The sequence below is a fragment of the Pseudomonas sp. 10(2024) genome (assembly GCF_045164175.1).
Taxonomy (GTDB): Bacteria; Pseudomonadota; Gammaproteobacteria; order Pseudomonadales; family Pseudomonadaceae; genus Aquipseudomonas; species Aquipseudomonas alloputida.
In genome coordinates this window covers 726,816-745,397 of the sequence record NZ_CP174006.1, presented here as the reverse complement: position 1 = coordinate 745,397, position 18,582 = coordinate 726,816, and the positions used below count along the sequence as shown (strand labels likewise).

The window sequence follows — 18,582 nt, the reverse complement described above, 5'->3', positions numbered from 1 at the left end:
ATTAACGATGCGCCATGGCCACCAGCCAATGGCTGAACGCCTGGGCATCGGGGGACAACGCTTCACCCAGGCCGCGTACCAGGAAAAACGACTCGCTTGCTTCGATGCGCTGGGTAAAGGGAGCAACCAGCCGCCCTTCCTGCAGCAGGTCCTCTACCAGCGACGAGCGTGCCAGCGCCACCCCCAGCCCCAGCTCCGCCATGCGCAGGGTCGACACCAGCGTGTCGAACTGCAGGCCGCTGGAAGAATCGACCTGATCGGCACCGACCCGCTCCAGCCAGTAGCCCCACCCCTCCTCGTAACCCAGCACATGCAGCAACGGCACACGGGCCAGGTCGCGCGGATCTCGCAGCGGGCAGCTGGCCAGCAGCGCGGGTGCGCACACCGGCACCAGCACGTCGCGGGTCAGGCGCTGCGCCTCTACGCCAGCCCACTGCCCGCTGCCCCAGCGGATTTCCAGATCATCTTCGGCATCCAGCTCCTTGACCCACAGGTTGCTGATGTAGCGGATGTCCACCTGCGGGTGCGAACGCCGAAAATCGGCCAGCCGAGGGGCCAGCCAGAAGTGCAGGAACGACAGGCTGCCCCGTACCTTCAGGGGCCGACGCTGGCGTTGCCCGAAGATTTCATTGGTGCCAACGGCAAGGCGGCTGATGGCGTCCTGCACCACCGGCAGGTAGGACTGCCCTTCTTCGGTCAGCCCCAACCCGCGCGGCAGGCGCTTGAACAGCGCCACACCCAATTGGCTTTCCAGGTGACGAATCTGCTGGCTCACGGCCCCTTGGGTAAGGTGCAGCTCTTCTGCCGCATGGGTGAAGTTCAAGTAACGCGCCGACACTTCGAAGGCTCTCAGCCAGTTCAGGGGGGGCAAGGTTTTCTGAGTCATCGGCGGCTTCTCGTGGCTAGGTTCCGGTGGCCTAGTATCACCTGCTCAGGCAGCCTCGGAACCTGGGGCGACAATTTCCACCGGGCCCGTACGGCGGCTGCGGTACTTGCACGTCAGCCAATAGGCCAGGTAGCACCAGGCAATGAAGGGCAAGCCGAAGTACAGGGCAACCCGCTGAGCTGGGTCGAAGGCAATGCCGACGCAGGCCAGTACGCAGCAGAAAATGGCCCCCAGTGGTACGAACGGGTAGCCACGCACCCGGAACTTGAGGTCCTCGAGCTTGCCGCCGCTGGCGATGTAATGACGGCGGAATGCGATCTGGCTGGCCGCGATGCTGATCCACACCACTACCACGGCCAACCCTGAAATCGACACCAGCGCCAGGTAGATGGTGTCGGGGGCAAACACACTGCTCAACAGCGAAGCCATGCCGCCAGCCATGCTCAGCACGATCGCATTGAAGGGAGTGCCGCGGCGCGACAGCGTGGCGTAACGGCGGGGCATGTTGCCTTGGTCGCTGAGGGTCCAGAGCATGCGCGAAGCGGCGTAGAGGCCGGAGTTGGCGGCAGACAGCAGCGCGGTGATGATGACGAAGTTCATGATATCGGCCGCGTACGGGATACCAATCATCGCAAAGACCATCACGAACGGGCTTTCAATAACCCCGGCCTGTTCACGCGGCAGCAAGGTGGCCAGTACAAAGATGGTGCCGATGAAGAACAGCGCCAGGCGCAGGACCGTGGTGCGAATGGCCTTGGGCACGTTCTTTTCCGGGTCTTTGGTTTCGCCGGCAGCGATGCCGATCAGCTCGGTACCCGAGAACGCGAAGGCCACTGCCAGCAGGGTCATTGCAATGGACCAGAAACCGGTGGGGAACAACCCTTCACGGGTGAAATTGCCCAGCCCTGCACTGTGCGCCTGCTGGATCTCGAAGCCACCCAGAATGGCCCCGCCGCCCACCACCAGAAAGGCGATGACGGCCAACACCTTGACCAGTGACAACCAGAATTCGGTTTCGGCGAACGATCGCACCGAAATGATATTGCTGATGAACACCGCAGCGCCGAACAGCGCACTCCACATCCATACCGGCGTGTCGGGGAACCAGCGCACCATCAGGATGCCCGCGGCGGTGAATTCGGAGCCGATGGCCACCGTCCAGGTCAGCCAGTACATCCAGGCCACCATGTAACCGGTGCCAGGGCCGAGGTAACGCGTGGCGTAACTGCTGAACGAGCCGACTTCCGGCATGTGTACCGCCAGCTCACCCAGGCACATCATGACCAGGTACACCATGATTGCGCCGAGTATGTAGGCGATGACCGCGCCCAACGGGCCAGCCTGGTTAACGGTGTAGCCCGACGTGAGAAACAGGCCGGTGCCTATCACACCGCCCAGTGCCAGCATGACGATGTGGCGGGTTTGCATATCCTGCTTGAAGGTATGCGCCGAGGCATTTCTAGTTGTGGTTGTCTGCACGGACATTGTGGGTTACTCATGAAAGTTGGCGGGCAAGGACGTAGCAACGACCTCGTCTTGGCAGAGCGAATCGAGTTGCCTTGCATATTGTTTTTGTTCGACTTCATGAAGTGGCACCCACCACACAGGTGGGTGCTACGCGCCAGCCTCAGGCCTGCACCGGGCTCTGGCAGGCGTCTGCGTCAGCGTGCAATTCCTTTGCTGCGGCCAGTTCCTCACGCACCGACGCACAGGCCTGTGCCAGGTCCGCCAGCAGGTCATCGGTTTCCTCGATACCCACTGAAATGCGCACCAGCCCTTCGGAAATGCCCAGCGCCAGGCGCTCTTCCAAAGTGTTCTCGACATGGCTGGTGGTGCGCGCCGGGCCATAGATGGTCTCTACCGCGCCGAGGTTGCCGGCCCGGTGGGCATACTTCAGCCGCGGCAGCAAACGGGCCACGGTCGGCATGCCGCCCTTCAGCACGAAGCTGACAATGGCGCCAAACCCGCGCATTTGCGCCTTGGCAATGGCATGCCCGGCATGCGCCGGCAAACCTGGGTAGTTCACCGCTTCAACCAGCGGCTCGGTGCTCAGGTAAAGGGCCAACGCCATGGCACTGGCTTGCTGCTGGCGCAGGCGCACTGCCAGGGTCTTGATACCGCGGATGATCAGGTAGGCCGAGAACGGGTCCAGCGCCGCACCGTTGATTTCCCGGTAGTGCCGCACCTGGGCCATCAACGCCTCCGCACCGCACACCACGCCACCCAGCACGTCACCATGCCCGGACAGAAACTTTGTTGCGCTGTGAACCACCACATCCACGCCCAGCGCCAGCGGGTTCTGGTTCAGTGGCGTGGCAAAGGTGTTGTCAGCCACCACCAGCGCCCCCACCTTGTGCGCAGCGGCGCTCAGCCGACGAATGTCCAGCACCTTCAGTGTCGGGTTGGTGGGCGTTTCCAGGTACAGCAGGTCGCAACCGGCGGCAATCTCGCGCTCCAGCGCTTCAGTGTCCAGGGTATCGCACAGGCACACTTGCACGCCCATGCGCGGCAGGAACTCTTCGAAGATCTTGTTGGTGCCGCCATAGCTGTCGCGGGTCGACACCACGCGTTTGCCGTTGGACAGGAAGGTGTGCAGCACGGCACTGATGGCCGCCATGCCGCTGCTGAAGGCGACTGCCGACTCGGCTTGCTCCAGCTCGGCCAGTTTTGCTTCCAGCGTGGCGACCGTGGGGTTGCTCATGCGGCTGTAGATGAAGCCAGGCTGCTTGCCCTGCGCCACGTCGTACCAGGCATCGATATCGTTGTAGCCATAAGCGGCGCTGACCACGATCGGGGTCTGCGTGGCGTTGTACGGGTGCTGTACCTGCTCCCCGCTCCACACGACCCGCGTCCCCACACCGGCCGCAGCATTGCCCTCGAATTTTTCGTTGTTGTTCATATCCGCTTCCCGCCCAGCTGAGTTGTGTACACCGATGCAGCATCGGCCTTCAGCGGACTATAGGGAGATGGCGGGGGCCTGAAAAACGATGGAATCCGGGTCTGACTGGCGTTTTTTTTAATGGCTGCGGACCGGGCGCTGCAAAAGCCGCCCGGTCACGTGGGCGCTTAGGCCAGGTTGCGCTTCAGCTCGGCGATGTGCTCCGGGCCGATGCCACAGCAACCGCCGACCATGCTGGCACCCCGCGCACGCCAGTCCTTGGCCCATGCCAGGTAACCCGGCGGATCGAGGTCTTCGCGCAGTTCGTCCAGGCCATCGTTGGCAGTGGCTTCCTTGGGTTGCGGCGGGAAGGCGTTGGCATAGGCACCGATGGCAATCTCGGCGTTGTGTCGCTCAATGACCGAGCGCGCGACATCAATGGCGGCGCCGATCACCTCAGGCTGACTGCAGTTGAACAACACCGCAGCCACCCCCAGGCTGACTGCGGCCTCGATGGCTTCGGCCACCGGTTCACCGGAACGCAGGCGCGGAACCTCGTCAACGTCCTCGTCCTGCAGGGTGAAGGACACCCAGAACGGCCTGCCGTCTACCGGCAAATGGCTCTGAATGGCCCGCACTTCGGCCACGGAACTCTGGGTTTCGGCCAGCCACAGGTCAACATGCGGGGCCAGGCCCTGGAGCAGCGGGGACAGCACCTCTGCCACACGCTCGGGCTGGAACAGGTCGGGGCGGTAGGACCCGAACAGCGGCGGCAACGAACCTGCCACCCTGACCGGGTGCGCGCCGCTATCTGCCGCATGCCGCGCAAGCTGGCCTGCGATATGGGCCAGCTGTCGCCCTTCGGCGGCAAAGCGTTCTTCACCGATGTGGAACGGCACTACTGCATAGCTGTTGCTGGTGATGACCTGCGCACCCGCATCGATGAAGGCTGCGTGCACGCCCACGACCGCCTCCGGCGCCTCGCTCAGCGCCAGCGCCGACCACTCGGGCTGGCGAAACGGTGCACCGCTGCGCTGCAGCTCTCGGCCCATGCCACCGTCCAGAATTACCATCGTTCGCTCTGCCATATAACTTCTCTGAAGGTTCTTATGAATAAAATTCATTATGGGGATTAGGGTTATAACTATTAAATACCCTATCACCCATTTGCCCAACATATCAGGTATGTACATGCGATTTTCTTCTCTGCTGGGTGCGGGCCTTGTACTGCTCGCAACTGCCACCCAAGCCTTTGCTGGCGCCACGTTGGAGCGGGTTGAATCGCGCAAGGAAATGGTCAACGTGCTGATGGAAAGCTACCCGCCGTTTTCCTTCCTCAATGACCACAACCAGCTCGACGGTTACGACGTGGACGTGGCCAAGGCAGTGGCCGACAAACTCGGCGTCAAACTGCGCCTGGAAACACCGTCCTGGGACGTGATTGCCGCTGGCCGCTGGAGCGGGCGCTACGACATCTGCATTTGCTCGATGACCCCGAGCAAGGCGCGAGCCGAAGTGTTCGACTTCCCCGTGGAGTACTACGCATCGCCCGCCGTGATCGTGGTCAATGCCTCGGATGAGCGCATCCATGGCGCCAAAGACCTGGAAGGCCGCAAGGTGGGTTCGATCAGTGCATCGAGCTACGAAAGCTACCTGAACAAGAACCTGGTCATTGAAGGCAAGGAAGACCAGAAGATCGATTACCCGTTCGACTTCGTGCAGGCTGCGCCCTACGACACTGAAAACGTCGCCTTCCAGGACTTGGGCCTGGGCACTGGCGTGCGCCTGGACGCCATCATTACCAACCTGGTGACCGCGCAGCCGCGCCTGCAGCAAGACAAGCGCTTCAAGCTGGCCGGTGCGCCGCTGTATGAAGAGCCCAACGCGGTGGCCATCGAAAAAGGCGACCCTGAGTGGGATGCCAAGGTACGCCAGGTGTTCGCCGAGCTGAAGGCTGATGGCACCCTGGCCAAGCTGTCGCAGAAATGGATTGGCGCCGACATCAGCAAATGAGCACCTTCCCCCCCTCCCCCAAGCCCGTGGCAAAGCCTGCGGGCACCGGCCTGTTCGGCTTTCGCACCCGGTTACTGCTGACCTGGCTGGCGCTGTTCGGGCTGTTTGTCGCCTTCTTCCTCAGCTTTGACCTGAAGTTCGCCATCATTCTGGAGAAGTTTCCCAACCTGGCCGGTTTCAAGCTGGGGCCCAATGGTTTTCTGCAAGGCGCCGCACTGACCCTGTTCCTGTGCCTGTGCTCGATGGTGGTATCCGTGCTGCTCGGCTTTGCCGCCGCGCTGGCACGGTTATCCAACAGCGCGGTGCTGGTAGGTGTGGCCAGCTTCTACACCTCGTTCTTCCGTGGCACACCGCTGCTGATCCAGATTCTGCTGATCTACCTGGGGCTGCCGCAGGTGGGCCTGGTACCCGGCGCCATCAGCGCCGGCATCATTGCCTTGTCGCTGAACTACGGGGCCTACCTGAGCGAGATCTTCCGCGCCGGCATCCTCGGCGTGGCCCGTGGGCAGCGTGAAGCAGCATTGGCGCTGGGCATGCGCACGCCGCAGATCTTCTGCCACATCATCCTGCCCCAAGCCATGCGGGTGATCATTCCGCCCACCGCCAACCAGTTTATTTCGATGCTCAAGGACTCGTCGCTGATATCCGTGATGGGGGTTTGGGAGGTGATGTTTCTGGCGCAGTCGTATGGGCGTTCGAGCTATCGCTACCTGGAAATGCTGACCACCGCCGCCGTGATCTACTGGGTGCTGTCGATACTGCTGGAACTGCTGCAGGCGCGCCTGGAACGGCATTTTGGCAAGGCTTATCAGCGCTGAGGGCTGCACCCGGCCCCTTGCAGAATCATCTATGCAGGCACGACGTGCAGGAGCGCCACCAGGGCGCTCCTGCATCGACCGCGTCAACTGAAGCCGCTTTGCTGCTCACAAAGCTTTCATCTCGGCAATATCCCGCGCCACCTGGTCTGCCGAGTGGTCGAACATCGCCTGTTCCTGCGCATCCAGCGGCAACTCGATAATCCGCTCAAGCCCCTTCTCTGCCAGTACGCAGGGCACCCCCATGGCGATATCCGTTCGCCCATACTCGCCCTCAAGAATCGCCACCGCCGGCAAAATACGGTTCCGCCCATTGGCGATCGCATCGACCATCTGCGCAATGGCCACGCCCGGTGCATCGCAGGCGCTCCCCGTCTTCTTCAACCCCAGAATCTCGCCGCCGCCCTTACGGGTGCGCTCGACAATCTGTTCGATCTGCTCGCTGGACAGGAAGTGCGACAATGGCACCGAGCCAATCTGGCAGTAGCGCATCAGCGGCACCATGCTGTCGCCATGCCCGCCCAGCACCAACGCCGTGATATCCCGTGCAGAAAACCCGGTTTGCTCGGCGATGAAGCACTTCATGCGCGCGGTATCCAGCACCCCCGCCTGCCCGAACACCTTGTCGCGCCCCTGACCGCTCACGCTCCAGGCGCGGTAGGTGAGCACATCGACCGGGTTGGACACCACCAGCACCGTCGCTGTCGGCGCGTGGTGCTTGATATCCGCCATGATGCTGTCGAGGATTGGCAGGTTGGTACTCAATACATCCTGGCGCGACTGGCCGGGCTTGCGCGGCACGCCCGCCGTGATCACCACCAGCTCGGACCCCTCCAGCATCTCGGCTTTGGCCCCGCCGTGAACATGGGTATCGGACCCTGAATCCACAGCCGCCTGCCAAACGTCCAGCGCCTTGCCCTGCGCCAGTTCACCCTGCACGTCCATCAACACCAGCTCACGGCACAACTCATCCCGGGCGATGATCTGCGCCGCCGCCTCGCCGACCAGGCCGGCACCCACAATCGTTAATTTGTTCACCAGACACCTCCCAGCGGCGCGCGCCACCAGGAACACGCCTGCGTATAGAGAGAAGTATTGCCTGCCGGGGCTAAATGGCCACCCAAGATGATGCGACTACCTTCACTTGACAGTATTCCACGGGAGCGCAAATACTTTGGCCAGATTCATATATATGACCATACAACAAGGTGAATCAACCGATGACCATGCTGCCCAAGCGCCCCGTCGCCACACCGCCGCCCACCGGCCTCAGCGCCACGCCTCCCTGCTGCCCATCTTCCGTTGCCAGGCGGCCGCCTGTGAGCGGCAGCTAGCGCAAAGCCGCGTTCCCTTCCTCGAAACCGCAGCAGCAGCCGCAACGGCAGCCACCTGGGCATGCCCCGTGGAAACACCCGTCACGCCTTCAAACCCTGAGTGCAGCCCGAGCGCCAGCCCAACCGAGACTCCTTGAATGACTCCCTTAGATATACAGCTATTACTGACAGCACTGGCCAGTGTTCTGGTGCTGGTGGCGCTCATCGTTTCGCGCCTGAAAATGCACCCGCTGTTGGCCTTGCTGGTGGTGTCCATTGGTGTGGGCTTCGCGACGCATATGGCGCCAGGCAGCATCGTCTCCCACCTGCTCACCGGCGCCGGCAAGACACTGGGCGCAGTGGGGGTGGTGATTGCGCTGGGTGCGATGCTCGGCAAGATCCTGGCTGACGCTGGCGTCACGGAACAGGTCGCGGATGTCATCCTCAAGCGCACCTCCGACCGCATGATCCCTTGGGCCATGATGCTGGTTGCCTTCGTCATTGGCATCCCCATGTTTTTCGAAGTCGGCCTGGTGATCATGCTGCCGCTGATATTCAGCGTGGCGCGCAAACTGGAAAGCAAGGCGCGCTTCAAAGGCTCGGCGTATGTGTATGTAGGTGTGCCGGTCATTTCGGCGCTTGCCGCCATGCACGGCATGGTACCGCCGCACCCAGGCCCCCTGACCGCCATCGCCGTGCTCAAGACCTCGGTTGGGCCCACCATGCTCTATGGCTTCCTTGCCGCCATTCCGGCAATGATCCTGGGCGGCCCGCTGTACGGCATGTTCATTTCACCGCGCATGACCACGCGGCCCGATCAGGCATTGCTGGACCAGTTCACACTGGCTGAAAAAGCCGACGGCCAACCCCGCCCCGGGGTAATGGTCGGCATGCTGGCCGCATTGCTGCCGGCCATCCTGATGCTGGTGCATGCCGTCGCCGAGATGCTGCTGCCCAAAGGCAATGCGCTGCTGGAGATGGCCAGCTTCCTGGGCAACCCGCTGATCGCCATGCTGCTGGGCGTGCTGTTCGCCGGCGCCAGCCTGGTGCTTGCGCGCGGCGGCGACGCCGAACAGCTGCGCGATGCACTGGGCAAAAGCCTCAAGCCGATTGCCTCGATCATCATGATCATTGCCGGTGGCGGTGCCTTTCAGGAAATGCTGACCAGCGCCAAGGTTGGCGATGCCATTGTGCACCTGACCCAGCAATCTGCCTTCCCCCCCCTGATCCTGGGGTGGCTGATCGCGATGTTGCTCTCGGTGTCTACCGGTTCCGCCACGGTCGGTATCGTAGGGGCTGCCGGCTTGCTGGCACCGCTGGCAGGTGCAGACCCCAGCCTCAACCTGCCTTTGCTGGCCTTGTCCATCGGCTGCGGTTCGCTGTTTTTCAACTATGCGAACCATGCGGGCTTCTGGATGGTGAAGGAGTCGTTTGGCATGACCATGGGCGAAGCCACCAAGACCATTTCGGTGGTGCAGTCGATTGTGGCGGTGGTCGGGCTGATGGTGGTGTTGATGTTGAATGCGGCCATCACCATAGGTTGAACTCGAGTCAACGGGGGCTGCGCAGCAGCCCCAATCTGGCCCCCCCCTCGAGCAACGATCTGGCCTAACGCTGCAGATCCTGCTCGCTTCGTTCCATTACCTTCCCACACTGCTCACTGGCCAACCGGCTGATGATCCGGATCGCCTGATGGATACCGGCCGTGTTGCGAAAACTCAGCCGCGGGTTGTGTTCGCATTCCAGCATTTCGTCGTGCTGGACCAGGGCCTCGCCTAGCAGTTCGAGGGTCCAGGCGTAGCTTTGGATGGTGGAGAGGCGTTCTTGGTCAGACATGGCGGGCCTCCGGTTGGGTGGAGACGCAGCGGGGTTGGTTGAGGGTGAAATAGCTGAGGGCCGTTGCGGAACGGCGGAGGAGAACGGATGCGAGGATCCTGTATGGACTTGAGATGAGCATGCATGCGGTCCTTTTCGATTGAAGCACCACGCTGACCGTCGCCAAACGATTAGGGTGGCAGCTGTACGCAGGTTGGCGAACCGAGGAAAAGGAACTCGGCAGACCCGAAGGTCTCCCACGCACAGCCGCCATTACACGAAACTGCGGACGCAAAAAAACCGCCTGCAATCGTGGTCGGGGGCGCCGATGCGCCTTTTCGTTCGGGTCGCCAAACCCGGTCGCGGAGTTGGCCGCGACTGGAGCACGGTAGCGTCGTGGGGGCTGCAATGCAAGGTTTGGGGGGATGTGAATGGACGCTGGGAGTTGTAGGAAAAGTCGGCCAAAACGGATTGGTATCAAGATCTAGTTGAAGCGCACTTAGGCTTCAGTGAGCCTTTTCCGAATAAAGCTCAAAGCATCCTTGAAAACCTGATGCCAATTTTCAGAGGGCTCGCTCATGAGAGGATGCCAAAAGAATCTGAATTCATGGCCTCCATCATCTTCTGCAAAATGCACCCAAGTATCAGGAAGGTCTTGGGCAACATGACATTCATGAAATGCCCATGTGTGTCCAGTTACGATGAAACGCCGCTCCCCCAAATGTCGCCCAACTGTCGACGGAATACCTGCTTCTTCTTTCAGCTCTCGAACCGCAGCCAGGTCGGTTGCCTCACCTGGCTCGACACTGCCTTTGACCAGCTGAAAGCCTGCTAATGGATGCTCGAACGCTAAAATTTCCAGCGTTTCTCGGCCTCGCAGGACTACAGGACAAGATTTTTCTGCTTCCATGCCGTCACACCTCCGATCCTTACACGTGAGTTGGGAAGCATAAGCGAAGCAAGCTGCCTGACCGATGAGCCCGCCTTCATCTTGACCTCACCCTTGACCCCACTCCGGGTTACCTTCATACCGCAGCCACCCCGCAACCCCCACTCCCCCATCTACCCGATCCTTAGGATGAACACGCCCTTCACTAACCGGCACATCTGCAAAATCAAACGGACTCATCCCCTCAATACACGCAACATTCACACCATACTGATCCGGCGCAGAACGCCGCTGGTGGAAGGTATAGATGCCGCACCTCGAGCAGAAGTAATGCTTAGCTTCCCGTGTATGGAACTGATAAAGGGTCAGTGCCTCCTCCCCTTGCGTCACAGTGATATCGCCTAGATTGGCTGACACGGCCACGGCCCCGCGCATGCGGCAGAGCGAACAGTTGCACCTGCGCGCGGTACGCAGACCATCGGTCAAACGCAGTTCAAACCGTACAGTCCCGCAATGGCAGGCTGCTTGGTAAACAGGGCGATCATCCTTTTTTTCATCAGTCATAACGTTTCCCTGGCCTGAGAAGGCAACCTGGATATCCACGAGACAAAGGCCCAAATCTATGTACTTTAGCCTGACACTATGATTGCCTCCCGGGAAGTGGTGTAACTGAACCAGACTTATGGCTTTCAGTGGAATCGAATCGGGACTTGCGAAGGATCCAGTGAGAGCTACGATCTCCGTGGCATCAACGTTCACGCCTTGATGAATCCATAGGTCACCCACATCCAAGCGAAGCCAAAGGCCGTCAGCCACGTGGATACCTGTAGAGCCAACTTAAGTTTCGCAGGGAAGTTTTCTAGTTCTTCGATGTCCAGATGCCCTCGGCGCATATGTACGCCAGGCCAAATGAGTATTCCACAAAGAAACGTTATCAGCAGCCACCGAGCGCCAAAGCGCCGCGTGCCCAAAAACAGTTTCATTTGCTCCAGGCCGGGATGACTTTGGATAGCCGAGGTTGCAACAGTGAAATTTCTTGTACCCGCGATGAATGCACTGACCGCACAACCGGCCAACGCGATCACAAACGGACACGCCAGCATTATCCACTTCAGCCACACGGGCCAACTCTCGAACTCAGTCATAATGTGATTCGTAGATCAGCTCGCCCATTTGCTCACCGCCCTCCGCACCTGCGATGCTCCCAGCAAAAGCCCCTCCCCCGACCAGCGCAATGCCACATACCGGCGCCCCGAAACCCGCGGTACCAGCAGAGAACACCCCACATACAGCGAGCGCAGTGATCCCAGCAATCTTGCCACCCACTATCCCTCCCGCCAGCCCCCCAGCGAAAGCACCTGCCTCAGACAAACGAATTTTTTTACAGCCTTCGGTTTCCCCTGCACGGCAGGCCTCTTGGACTTTCAGATAGGAAGATGTACCACCTAAGCCAATTCCGACATGCCCACCATACCGAAGGTACTTACTAAGCTTCGCCACTTTGTCCAAGTATGTGGCGTACCCAGGAATCTGCCCTGGCCCACCGGCTTTCGACCAATGATGCACAAGGCTCTTGGTCGAGATATTCAAGCTTTTCTTCAGCCGCTCGTAGGCCCCTAGATTCAGATGTTTATTTAGAAAAGTCGCCTTCAGCTGACCATCTAGCTGTTCCAATAACAGCCGTCGTTCGGCGAAGAAGGATGGGCTATTCAGATGGCCATGGCGCAGAAATTCTTGCTGATGTAAACGCTCGATGTTGCCAAGTGTGCTGCGAAGCTGCCGGAGGCCGTGGTCCATCATGTCCTTACCCACCCCCATGGAGAGACTGGCGTCACTAAGCAGTCCGGCAATTTCAGCCTGATACTCCATCATGAAATCTGACTCGGCAAAATCGAGTACAGCCAAGGAACGTCGCGCGCGCTCGGCGGCCGCCATGAGTTGGGCCTCCTCCTGGGTGCAGGCATAACCGTTATCCGGATCGCCGATGACGAAGATTTCCCCTGCCTTGAACCCCTGTTCGAAAGTCGGGTTCAGGCGTTGCAGGTACGAAATGGGCAAGGTCGAATCATGGCTAGCCAGCTCCAACAGAATCTGCGGGAACGACATGCTCCGGGGCACCACATAGAATCCCGGCTGCATCTGCCCAGGCAACCCGCCAACCATGGCGGGCGAAGCCCCTGCCAAAGCGCTAGAGCTCCCAGGGCCAGCGGGTGTGAGGCTAGTGCGTACGGCAACCGGCAGCCGCGGCGGGGGCATTTCCCCTAAAGGCGCCACCACCCGGTTGCTACCCTCTGGGCAACCGCAATCAACTAACGCGCCATCCATCGCGACTGGCTGGCCATCCGAGATGAAGTGCCACACCCCTTCGACGACCTTTCCTTCCAGCCCGCAAAGTGGACAAGGTGTGGTGGGATCCCCCATCCTCAGGACCATTCGTCCCTCGTCGAGGTAACCTTCCCCGGTGGCGATGCAAATCGCACCTGTGGTGGTCACATCACCGTCTACTGCTTGGCCAAGCCCATCCAGACTGACGCGCATTTCAGAGTCCCTTGCGAACTGTAGGAGCGAAAGAACCTAACAGCTAAGAAGGGGCAAATGAGGCCTCGAGCAGCTAACGAGACGATTCCTACAAGCAACGCGGATTTAGGACTAGGCACGACCTAGCGGTTTGAGAACGGGACAGCGGGAACAAAAAAGCCCGCACAAGGCGGGCTTCTATTGGTACCTGGTAGCGAGAAATCGCCATAGGCCAACTGACTCTGGTGCGGAGACAGACGGACGGTTATTGGCCGTGAGGGCCCGGTTTTCGTGGGGCTGGAATTTGGTGGATTTTTTGATGTACCTCATAGGGTATCTATAAACAGATCAGCTAGTTATGGCTTTTAGTGGAATCGAATCGGGAGTTGCGGAGGTCCAGTGAGAGCTACGCCCACCCGCTTCAAACGCTACGTGAGGAACGGCGAAAACGACCCATTACGGCCCTTTTCAGATGTCTGCTATCGACCAAAAGCGGTCCCTCGGGGATGCTGGTTAATGACTTCTTACGAGCAACAGTAGTAGTTGGCCGAAACAGGCCATGGACACGCTGCTAGCGGTTTCGTAATCTCCGCGCAGGCCATATTGCTTCTTCTTACCGCCTCATGTCGCGTTTCCACCGCTCTGAGGAAGCGGCTGAACGAGCTACCCATGGACCAGGAACATTATCAGGCAACATTGGTAAGAAGTGTTTCCCCGCTTGCGACGTCTACTTTTAGCTAGGTAGCTGGTTTATTACGAGAAAGGAATGTCGATGTCAGATTGGCCAGTTGCACCAGACGAAGAAATCATGGGCCGCACAGGTGTCCATCTTGTTGGCATGAAAGTTCATCAAGATCTCAGATGGATCTTTAGGGAGCTCTCGTCTACAGACTTAGGAATAGATGGCGAGATAGAAGCTAGACTAGATGATAACTCCAGTCATGGCAAAAGACTATCCTTACAGATTAAATGCGGACCAAGCTATTTAAAAGAGGAGTCTGAAGAGCACTTTATATACAGAGGGAATTACAAGCACCTCAGGTATTGGACAGAGCTCTCAGAACCAGTACTTATAATACTATGCGATCCCGAATTGGGATGTTGCTGGTGGCAGCATGTTGACATGCAAAACATAAATTTTCATGAAAAAGGTTGGAGCATTAAGGTTCCAAAATCTCAACCCCTTACAAGGCAATCAATAAAATCATTAACTAGTATTTCAAATCTATACAGAAAGAACGACCTAATAGAACTACTACTGAGGGATTGGTTTGGATGGCGATTTCAACACAAAATTCAGTTTGCTAGTGATCTCTCGATACCAAGAGACTATCACTGGCTTTCAATGTTAGCTCAAACAGACACTGATTTCATAATGATTGATTACTTAACAGCGGATGTGGACGGATTCCCGCTCGAGGAAATTGAAGACATGATGAAGTACGCCGAGAGTAACTGCAGGGTCTTCGAGTACAAGCATTTTTTTCTAGCATTTATTTCTGAGACACTTCATCACCTAGAAAAAATACCTAAACCAATTAAACTAAGCGGGCTAACAGTTCAATTTGTTCCCTTCCTACTCAGGAGAAGGAGTCTGGAGCTTAATGAAGTAGGTAAAAATAACTGCCTCATTGATACTATTGAGTACGAATGGAGTGAGGTGGATTATTGTCGTGTTGGTGAAATTGAGCGAAGTATAAAATGGTCTGGTGACGTAGATCCATGCGTCTAACAAGTGGCAGCAACGGACCTACGGCCGCCGAGAGTTAGGTGTCAGCCGCATACACCATTGCCTGTGAATCGCCCCAGGTTTCGTGGACGCCCCCTAACCCTCAAAATCGAGGTGAGATAAAAGTCTGCTTCTGGTCCATGCCTGTCGGTGCTGACCGGCAGCCTTGGGCCGATTGCGGCTGTTCATGACTGGCCGCTATCGACCCGAAGCGGTCGGTCAACACCGGCAGAAACCGGCCATGGACACGCCGAAGGGAGTTCCATGCCACACTGATGTAGCTGCACGGCGGCTAGTCAATCAAGAATTATCATGGAGGAACTCTGATGCCCACAGCCTTTTCAACAGCGCTTTACTACCCATACATCGACATAAAAAATGAGCGTTGGCTACGAAGTGCGGTGTTGTTCTGGGACTCCATCCGAACAATAGTCCCCGTTTCCCATCGTGAACCTTACTCGAATGATTTTGCTCGTGCCCTTTATGATGAAGGCGTACTCAATCCAGTTCGTGTTTCATCGGACATGGAGGAAGTTGAGGAACTTACTGAAAAAGTTCTCGAATTTCTTACGGACCCAGCCTCGGCCGGTGTAATGTTTGATACAGACAAATACCCGACTCGTAGAATTCATCCCGAGAAGATGTCCTACGAGCTGCGCGAGCTTGCTCATATTCATCCGGAAAAGCTGCCATACATGATCCGCTCAGAACTTGAGCGTGGGCTTAATGATGACGGTTGGCTTCACGTCGCACCTGGTTTCGCAAATTTCTACATGACGCTCCTCGCCTCTCAATTGGCTGAGCGACTAGGCCTAGGCTTGGTGACCGAGTCGTCTGCAGCAGACCAATTGGCAATCGCTGTGCGCAAGGGAAAGCCGCTTGGCACTACTGGCGATCGACGCGTTGGCCGCCAGTTCGACGCGTTTGGATCGAGGCGCTTGTTGCCAACAGATGTTGCCCCTAGTTTGCTAATTGATCTTATGGTGCAAGGAATTTCTTTGCCTGAGCATCTGTCGGTGGGTGAAATTCTCAAATTTAAAAAATACCACGCGGAAGAGCTGGCTGTATTTCGGCGAGAAATCTCACGTCTTACCGCGGACTTGCCTAAAGAGGTACCTATCGAGGCGCTGCGACAAGCCGTATCAGACCAGTATCAGGCCAACGTATTGCCAGCGATGCATAGTCTCCGAGAGTCCCTGCGGGCTCAACGCTGGGATGCAGGCCTTAGCGGGTTATTAAAGGTTTCATTCTTCTCAGCTGCCCCAACCTCGACAGCAATCTTTGCAGGTATTCCAACCTCTATCGCTTTGGTTGCTGGAGTGGGAATCTCGCTGACAGCATCAGCGGTCTTATTAGCAAATCAGAGACGGCGCACGATAATAGATAGTCCTTACTCTTATTTGCTTTCAATGGAACGCAATTGGTGAGCCGCTAACAGATTTATTCTATGTCTAGAGCCGCCTTTGGGTCGCAAGCAGCCGTTCGCGAGTGACTGGTTTCGACCCATAGCGGACGTTCGAGGTCATACCCGCCGAGTACTTTAAGATCTTTCATTTGCCGCCAGTCAGCGATATGGCCTTCTGATCAACGTGATAGGCCGCAAAAATTTTCGAACGCTCTCCCACAATCATGAAGAGCAGAGGTTTATCCAGGGTTGAGCCGAGCTTTGCCCATTCCGTGTAGTCAATTCCAGAAGGCAATGGATTCAACTGTGGATGGGTATGCCAGTCACCGAGGTAATCAATGCGGCCTTGGCTTTCCTCCCAAGCCTTCGTCACGGCAAGCTGATGACCAGGATCTAGGCGTTCAAAACTGATTCGTGAGCGTCTGTCCAGAGGCATGGGCACTGTCGCGCGCAAGACATGGAGGTGTTGGCCCGATCTGTACCCCATCAACGTTCCTCCGGCTTCGTGCTTCTTTTGACCGTCCTGGCGGTATGCGCAGATGACGTCCAGCACAGTGCTCTCGACGAGAACGTATAACCCTTGCAGTTCCGGAGCCGTGAAAATCATTTCGTTCCGCATGCAGGGCAACCACTCAACGGTGTGATGTCTTGATTTTTTATCTTGAAGGTATCTGCGTTTTCCACCGCTCTGGTTCGAAACCTCGGGCTTGGGCTGCCGTTCTTTTTCCAGTCAATCAACATGTCAGCGACGAGTGCGGCAGCGGACAGCGATGCGGACACAGCGTATGGCGTAAAGTGCTGGCAGGCACGGAAGCCCTTTTCCACTTCGTTCTTGAGTACTTTGAATCGTTCCGCCATTTCGCTTCCAGGCTCGTACCGCCGCAAGCAGCGGAAGCAACCGTTTTTCAGGGAGTCAGTCCATAAGGCTTGAACGCATTCGCCATTACCCTTGATCCATGCATGCAAGACAGGGGGGAAAGTCCCTTCATCGCGAATGCGTAGCGCATTCAACATTTCTGAAAGGGGCTCCTCGCCTGTTGCATTGATGATGAGATCAAAGCTGGAGTAATCGAGCTTTGGTGTTATGGCGATGGGTCGCGACTCGATGTTGCTGTAGGGGAACTGCAGATCAAGTTCATCCTTGAGCGCGTTAGATTTACGCTTGAGCAACGCATTAAACCCAAGGGCGTGGCGACCTATGTTCTCAGGCTGCAGAAACTGATTGTCGATCAGGGTGAGCAGGCCACCGTCTGTGCCTGCGCCCAGTCGAGTCAACGCTTGAGCAATATAACCACCAACCGACCCGCACCCAAGTAGAGCGATTTTAAGCCCGGACAACCCGTTTTTCAGTGAGCCGGATAGGTTTCGCGTGTGTAAAAAGTCTGCACTGAGATCTGTTGTGAGGAGGCGAAATATTTTGTCTGATCCGCCGAATCGATGGAGATATTGAAAGTAAGCTTTTCCCGCAAATTTACGACTGCCGGCAGCCCCTTTGCTGGTAGCTTTGGTGAGGTAGCGCTTGTTGACAGAAAAGCCAAAACCGATCCAGCCCGCTGGCGAGTCAATCAGGATATAAATTCGGCTTAAGTCCAAGATCGACGTGTCGGCTTTGATCCTTTTTTGCAGCGCAGCATAGAGTGATCTGTCCCAGGTTTTCAGCCAATCCAACGTTTCCTTTACCGTCCATGGAAGCGCGGATGACATATCCGGCGCTGCGGTTGTTCGCAGCAGCCAGCAGGATTGTGCTTCAAGCGGTTGAACGCTTGCACCCCATGAACGGGCCACCCGATCCAGTGCTTCTTTACTGGTGGTGATGATGTCGCCAAATGGCCCTTTGGGTGACAGCTTGTACACCTTGGCTTCGTCAAGCTCGGATGACAATTCGGAAAGCCCAATTGGGAGCAATGTTCCCAAACTCGATCCAGCCCAATAGGACTGAAACTCTGCTTGCATGTCAGCTTGGCTTTGAGTGGGGTTGCTGATGAGTTGGTCGATCAGGCTCGTGGCCTGCTGCAAGCAGAAGGCAATGGCACCTGTCGGGTTGTATCGATCAAGCACGACAGAACCTTCAGCCAGGTAGCAAAAGTCGCCACCGACGACTCCGTGCGCCATACGGATCGGTAGAAAAGGAGGCTTCTCTGTAATCCGGATTGTCGGGTAGACAAGGAAATCCCAATCGGCAATCGCCAGTTCTATTGGGACGGGCCCGGCAGTGGACTTCAATGTTCCGAGAAATCTGCGAATGCCATTTTTGGTTGGACGGGCTTTGAAGCCCAGTCCATGCATGTAGCGAAGCACATCGCCAAGGCCTTCAAAGTCCAT

17 protein-coding genes are annotated in these 18,582 nt (G+C 57.6%); 5 read left to right on the top strand and 12 right to left on the bottom strand.

What is annotated here, in order from left to right; translation table 11 throughout:
* Nucleotide 1 precedes the first annotated feature (1 nt).
* The 4 genes from ACI7M0_RS03360 to ACI7M0_RS03345 all read right to left on the bottom strand — a co-directional run bounded on the left by ACI7M0_RS03360 (nucleotide 2) and on the right by ACI7M0_RS03345 (nucleotide 4,837).
* Nucleotides 2-886, bottom strand: a complete 885-nt coding sequence (locus ACI7M0_RS03360; protein WP_129932806.1) for a LysR substrate-binding domain-containing protein — start codon at nucleotides 884-886, stop codon at nucleotides 2-4.
* A 45-nt stretch (nucleotides 887-931) separates the two neighbouring features.
* Nucleotides 932-2,371: an amino acid permease gene (locus ACI7M0_RS03355; protein ID WP_014589617.1), complete on the bottom strand. Its 1,440-nt coding sequence runs from the start codon at nucleotides 2,369-2,371 to the stop codon at nucleotides 932-934.
* A gap of 142 nt (nucleotides 2,372-2,513) precedes the next feature.
* Nucleotides 2,514-3,785, bottom strand: a complete 1,272-nt coding sequence (locus ACI7M0_RS03350) for a cystathionine gamma-synthase family protein (RefSeq protein WP_129932807.1) — start codon at nucleotides 3,783-3,785, stop codon at nucleotides 2,514-2,516.
* A 167-nt stretch (nucleotides 3,786-3,952) separates the two neighbouring features.
* Nucleotides 3,953-4,837, bottom strand: a complete 885-nt coding sequence (locus ACI7M0_RS03345; protein ID WP_177413603.1) for a homocysteine S-methyltransferase family protein — start codon at nucleotides 4,835-4,837, stop codon at nucleotides 3,953-3,955.
* Nucleotides 4,838-4,955: 118 nt separating this feature from the next.
* Between ACI7M0_RS03345 and ACI7M0_RS03340 the strand changes: the two genes are divergently transcribed.
* Together ACI7M0_RS03340 and ACI7M0_RS03335 are read left to right on the top strand one after the other, a co-directional pair.
* Nucleotides 4,956-5,777 carry an ABC transporter substrate-binding protein gene (locus ACI7M0_RS03340; protein ID WP_003247511.1) on the top strand — a complete coding sequence of 274 codons (822 nt, stop codon included), beginning with the start codon at nucleotides 4,956-4,958 and terminating at the stop codon, nucleotides 5,775-5,777.
* Entirely contained in the window at nucleotides 5,774-6,595 is an 822-nt protein-coding gene (locus ACI7M0_RS03335) for an amino acid ABC transporter permease (RefSeq protein WP_019437930.1), read from the top strand. The genes ACI7M0_RS03340 and ACI7M0_RS03335 overlap by 4 nt, the downstream gene beginning before the upstream one ends.
* Before the next feature lie 105 nt (nucleotides 6,596-6,700).
* On the opposite strand, the gene ACI7M0_RS03330 is transcribed toward ACI7M0_RS03335, so the two are convergent.
* A complete protein-coding gene (locus tag ACI7M0_RS03330; RefSeq protein ID WP_060538640.1) occupies nucleotides 6,701-7,630 on the bottom strand; it encodes a malate dehydrogenase in 930 nt (309 codons plus the stop codon).
* 433 nt (nucleotides 7,631-8,063) lie between these two features.
* Between ACI7M0_RS03330 and ACI7M0_RS03325 the strand changes: the two genes are divergently transcribed.
* On the top strand, nucleotides 8,064-9,449 hold the full coding sequence (locus ACI7M0_RS03325) for a GntP family permease (protein ID WP_129932810.1): 1,386 nt from the start codon (nucleotides 8,064-8,066) through the stop codon (nucleotides 9,447-9,449).
* Nucleotides 9,450-9,513: 64 nt separating this feature from the next.
* On the opposite strand, the gene ACI7M0_RS03320 is transcribed toward ACI7M0_RS03325, so the two are convergent.
* The 5 genes from ACI7M0_RS03320 to ACI7M0_RS03300 form a co-directional block, all read right to left on the bottom strand.
* The gene (locus tag ACI7M0_RS03320; RefSeq protein ID WP_014755271.1) at nucleotides 9,514-9,741 is read right to left on the bottom strand and encodes a hypothetical protein; all 228 of its coding nucleotides are present in this window, start codon (nucleotides 9,739-9,741) and stop codon (nucleotides 9,514-9,516) included.
* 478 nt (nucleotides 9,742-10,219) lie between these two features.
* Nucleotides 10,220-10,630: an NUDIX domain-containing protein gene (locus tag ACI7M0_RS03315; protein WP_010951907.1), complete on the bottom strand. Its 411-nt coding sequence runs from the start codon at nucleotides 10,628-10,630 to the stop codon at nucleotides 10,220-10,222.
* Between the two features lie 87 nt (nucleotides 10,631-10,717).
* Nucleotides 10,718-11,173, bottom strand: a complete 456-nt coding sequence (locus ACI7M0_RS03310; RefSeq protein ID WP_010951906.1) for a GFA family protein — start codon at nucleotides 11,171-11,173, stop codon at nucleotides 10,718-10,720.
* Nucleotides 11,174-11,364: 191 nt separating this feature from the next.
* On the bottom strand, nucleotides 11,365-11,754 hold the full coding sequence (locus tag ACI7M0_RS03305) for a hypothetical protein (protein WP_003247529.1): 390 nt from the start codon (nucleotides 11,752-11,754) through the stop codon (nucleotides 11,365-11,367).
* Nucleotides 11,747-13,147: a PAAR domain-containing protein gene (locus tag ACI7M0_RS03300; protein ID WP_129932811.1), complete on the bottom strand. Its 1,401-nt coding sequence runs from the start codon at nucleotides 13,145-13,147 to the stop codon at nucleotides 11,747-11,749. The genes ACI7M0_RS03305 and ACI7M0_RS03300 overlap by 8 nt, the downstream gene beginning before the upstream one ends.
* A 751-nt stretch (nucleotides 13,148-13,898) precedes the next feature.
* Here ACI7M0_RS03300 and ACI7M0_RS03295 point away from each other — a divergent pair.
* Nucleotides 13,899-14,858: a DUF4365 domain-containing protein gene (locus ACI7M0_RS03295; RefSeq protein WP_165366980.1), complete on the top strand. Its 960-nt coding sequence runs from the start codon at nucleotides 13,899-13,901 to the stop codon at nucleotides 14,856-14,858.
* A gap of 323 nt (nucleotides 14,859-15,181) precedes the next feature.
* Nucleotides 15,182-16,282, top strand: coding sequence for a hypothetical protein (locus ACI7M0_RS03290; RefSeq protein ID WP_129932813.1), 1,101 nt, complete (start codon nucleotides 15,182-15,184; stop codon nucleotides 16,280-16,282).
* Between the two features lie 123 nt (nucleotides 16,283-16,405).
* Here ACI7M0_RS03290 and ACI7M0_RS03285 read toward each other — a convergent pair whose 3' ends face one another.
* Complete coding sequence (locus ACI7M0_RS03285; protein WP_129932814.1) at nucleotides 16,406-16,879, bottom strand: Mov34/MPN/PAD-1 family protein; 474 nt, start codon at nucleotides 16,877-16,879, stop codon at nucleotides 16,406-16,408.
* Entirely contained in the window at nucleotides 16,864-18,582 is a 1,719-nt protein-coding gene (locus ACI7M0_RS03280; protein ID WP_129932815.1) for a ThiF family adenylyltransferase, read from the bottom strand. Before ACI7M0_RS03280 ends, ACI7M0_RS03285 begins: the two co-directional genes overlap by 16 nt.

Bases quoted from the DNA above. Each gene is read 5' to 3' on its own strand.
- ACI7M0_RS03290 (WP_129932813.1), top strand. From the start codon at position 15,182: ATGCCCACAGCCTTTTCAACAGCGCTTTACTACCCATACATCGACATA.
- ACI7M0_RS03310 (WP_010951906.1), bottom strand. From the start codon at position 11,173: ATGACTGATGAAAAAAAGGATGATCGCCCTGTTTACCAAGCAGCCTGC.
- ACI7M0_RS03300 (WP_129932811.1), bottom strand. From the start codon at position 13,147: ATGCGCGTCAGTCTGGATGGGCTTGGCCAAGCAGTAGACGGTGATGTG.
- ACI7M0_RS03320 (WP_014755271.1), bottom strand. From the start codon at position 9,741: ATGTCTGACCAAGAACGCCTCTCCACCATCCAAAGCTACGCCTGGACC.
- ACI7M0_RS03325 (WP_129932810.1), top strand. From the start codon at position 8,064: ATGACTCCCTTAGATATACAGCTATTACTGACAGCACTGGCCAGTGTT.
- ACI7M0_RS03335 (WP_019437930.1), top strand. From the start codon at position 5,774: ATGAGCACCTTCCCCCCCTCCCCCAAGCCCGTGGCAAAGCCTGCGGGC.
- ACI7M0_RS03315 (WP_010951907.1), bottom strand. From the start codon at position 10,630: ATGGAAGCAGAAAAATCTTGTCCTGTAGTCCTGCGAGGCCGAGAAACG.
- ACI7M0_RS03285 (WP_129932814.1), bottom strand. From the start codon at position 16,879: ATGCGGAACGAAATGATTTTCACGGCTCCGGAACTGCAAGGGTTATAC.
- ACI7M0_RS03305 (WP_003247529.1), bottom strand. From the start codon at position 11,754: ATGACTGAGTTCGAGAGTTGGCCCGTGTGGCTGAAGTGGATAATGCTG.
- ACI7M0_RS03350 (WP_129932807.1), bottom strand. From the start codon at position 3,785: ATGAACAACAACGAAAAATTCGAGGGCAATGCTGCGGCCGGTGTGGGG.
- ACI7M0_RS03345 (WP_177413603.1), bottom strand. From the start codon at position 4,837: ATGGTAATTCTGGACGGTGGCATGGGCCGAGAGCTGCAGCGCAGCGGT.
- ACI7M0_RS03295 (WP_165366980.1), top strand. From the start codon at position 13,899: ATGTCAGATTGGCCAGTTGCACCAGACGAAGAAATCATGGGCCGCACA.
- ACI7M0_RS03360 (WP_129932806.1), bottom strand. From the start codon at position 886: ATGACTCAGAAAACCTTGCCCCCCCTGAACTGGCTGAGAGCCTTCGAA.
- ACI7M0_RS03340 (WP_003247511.1), top strand. From the start codon at position 4,956: ATGCGATTTTCTTCTCTGCTGGGTGCGGGCCTTGTACTGCTCGCAACT.
- ACI7M0_RS03280 (WP_129932815.1), bottom strand. From the start codon at position 18,582: ATGGACTTTGAAGGCCTTGGCGATGTGCTTCGCTACATGCATGGACTG.
- ACI7M0_RS03355 (WP_014589617.1), bottom strand. From the start codon at position 2,371: ATGTCCGTGCAGACAACCACAACTAGAAATGCCTCGGCGCATACCTTC.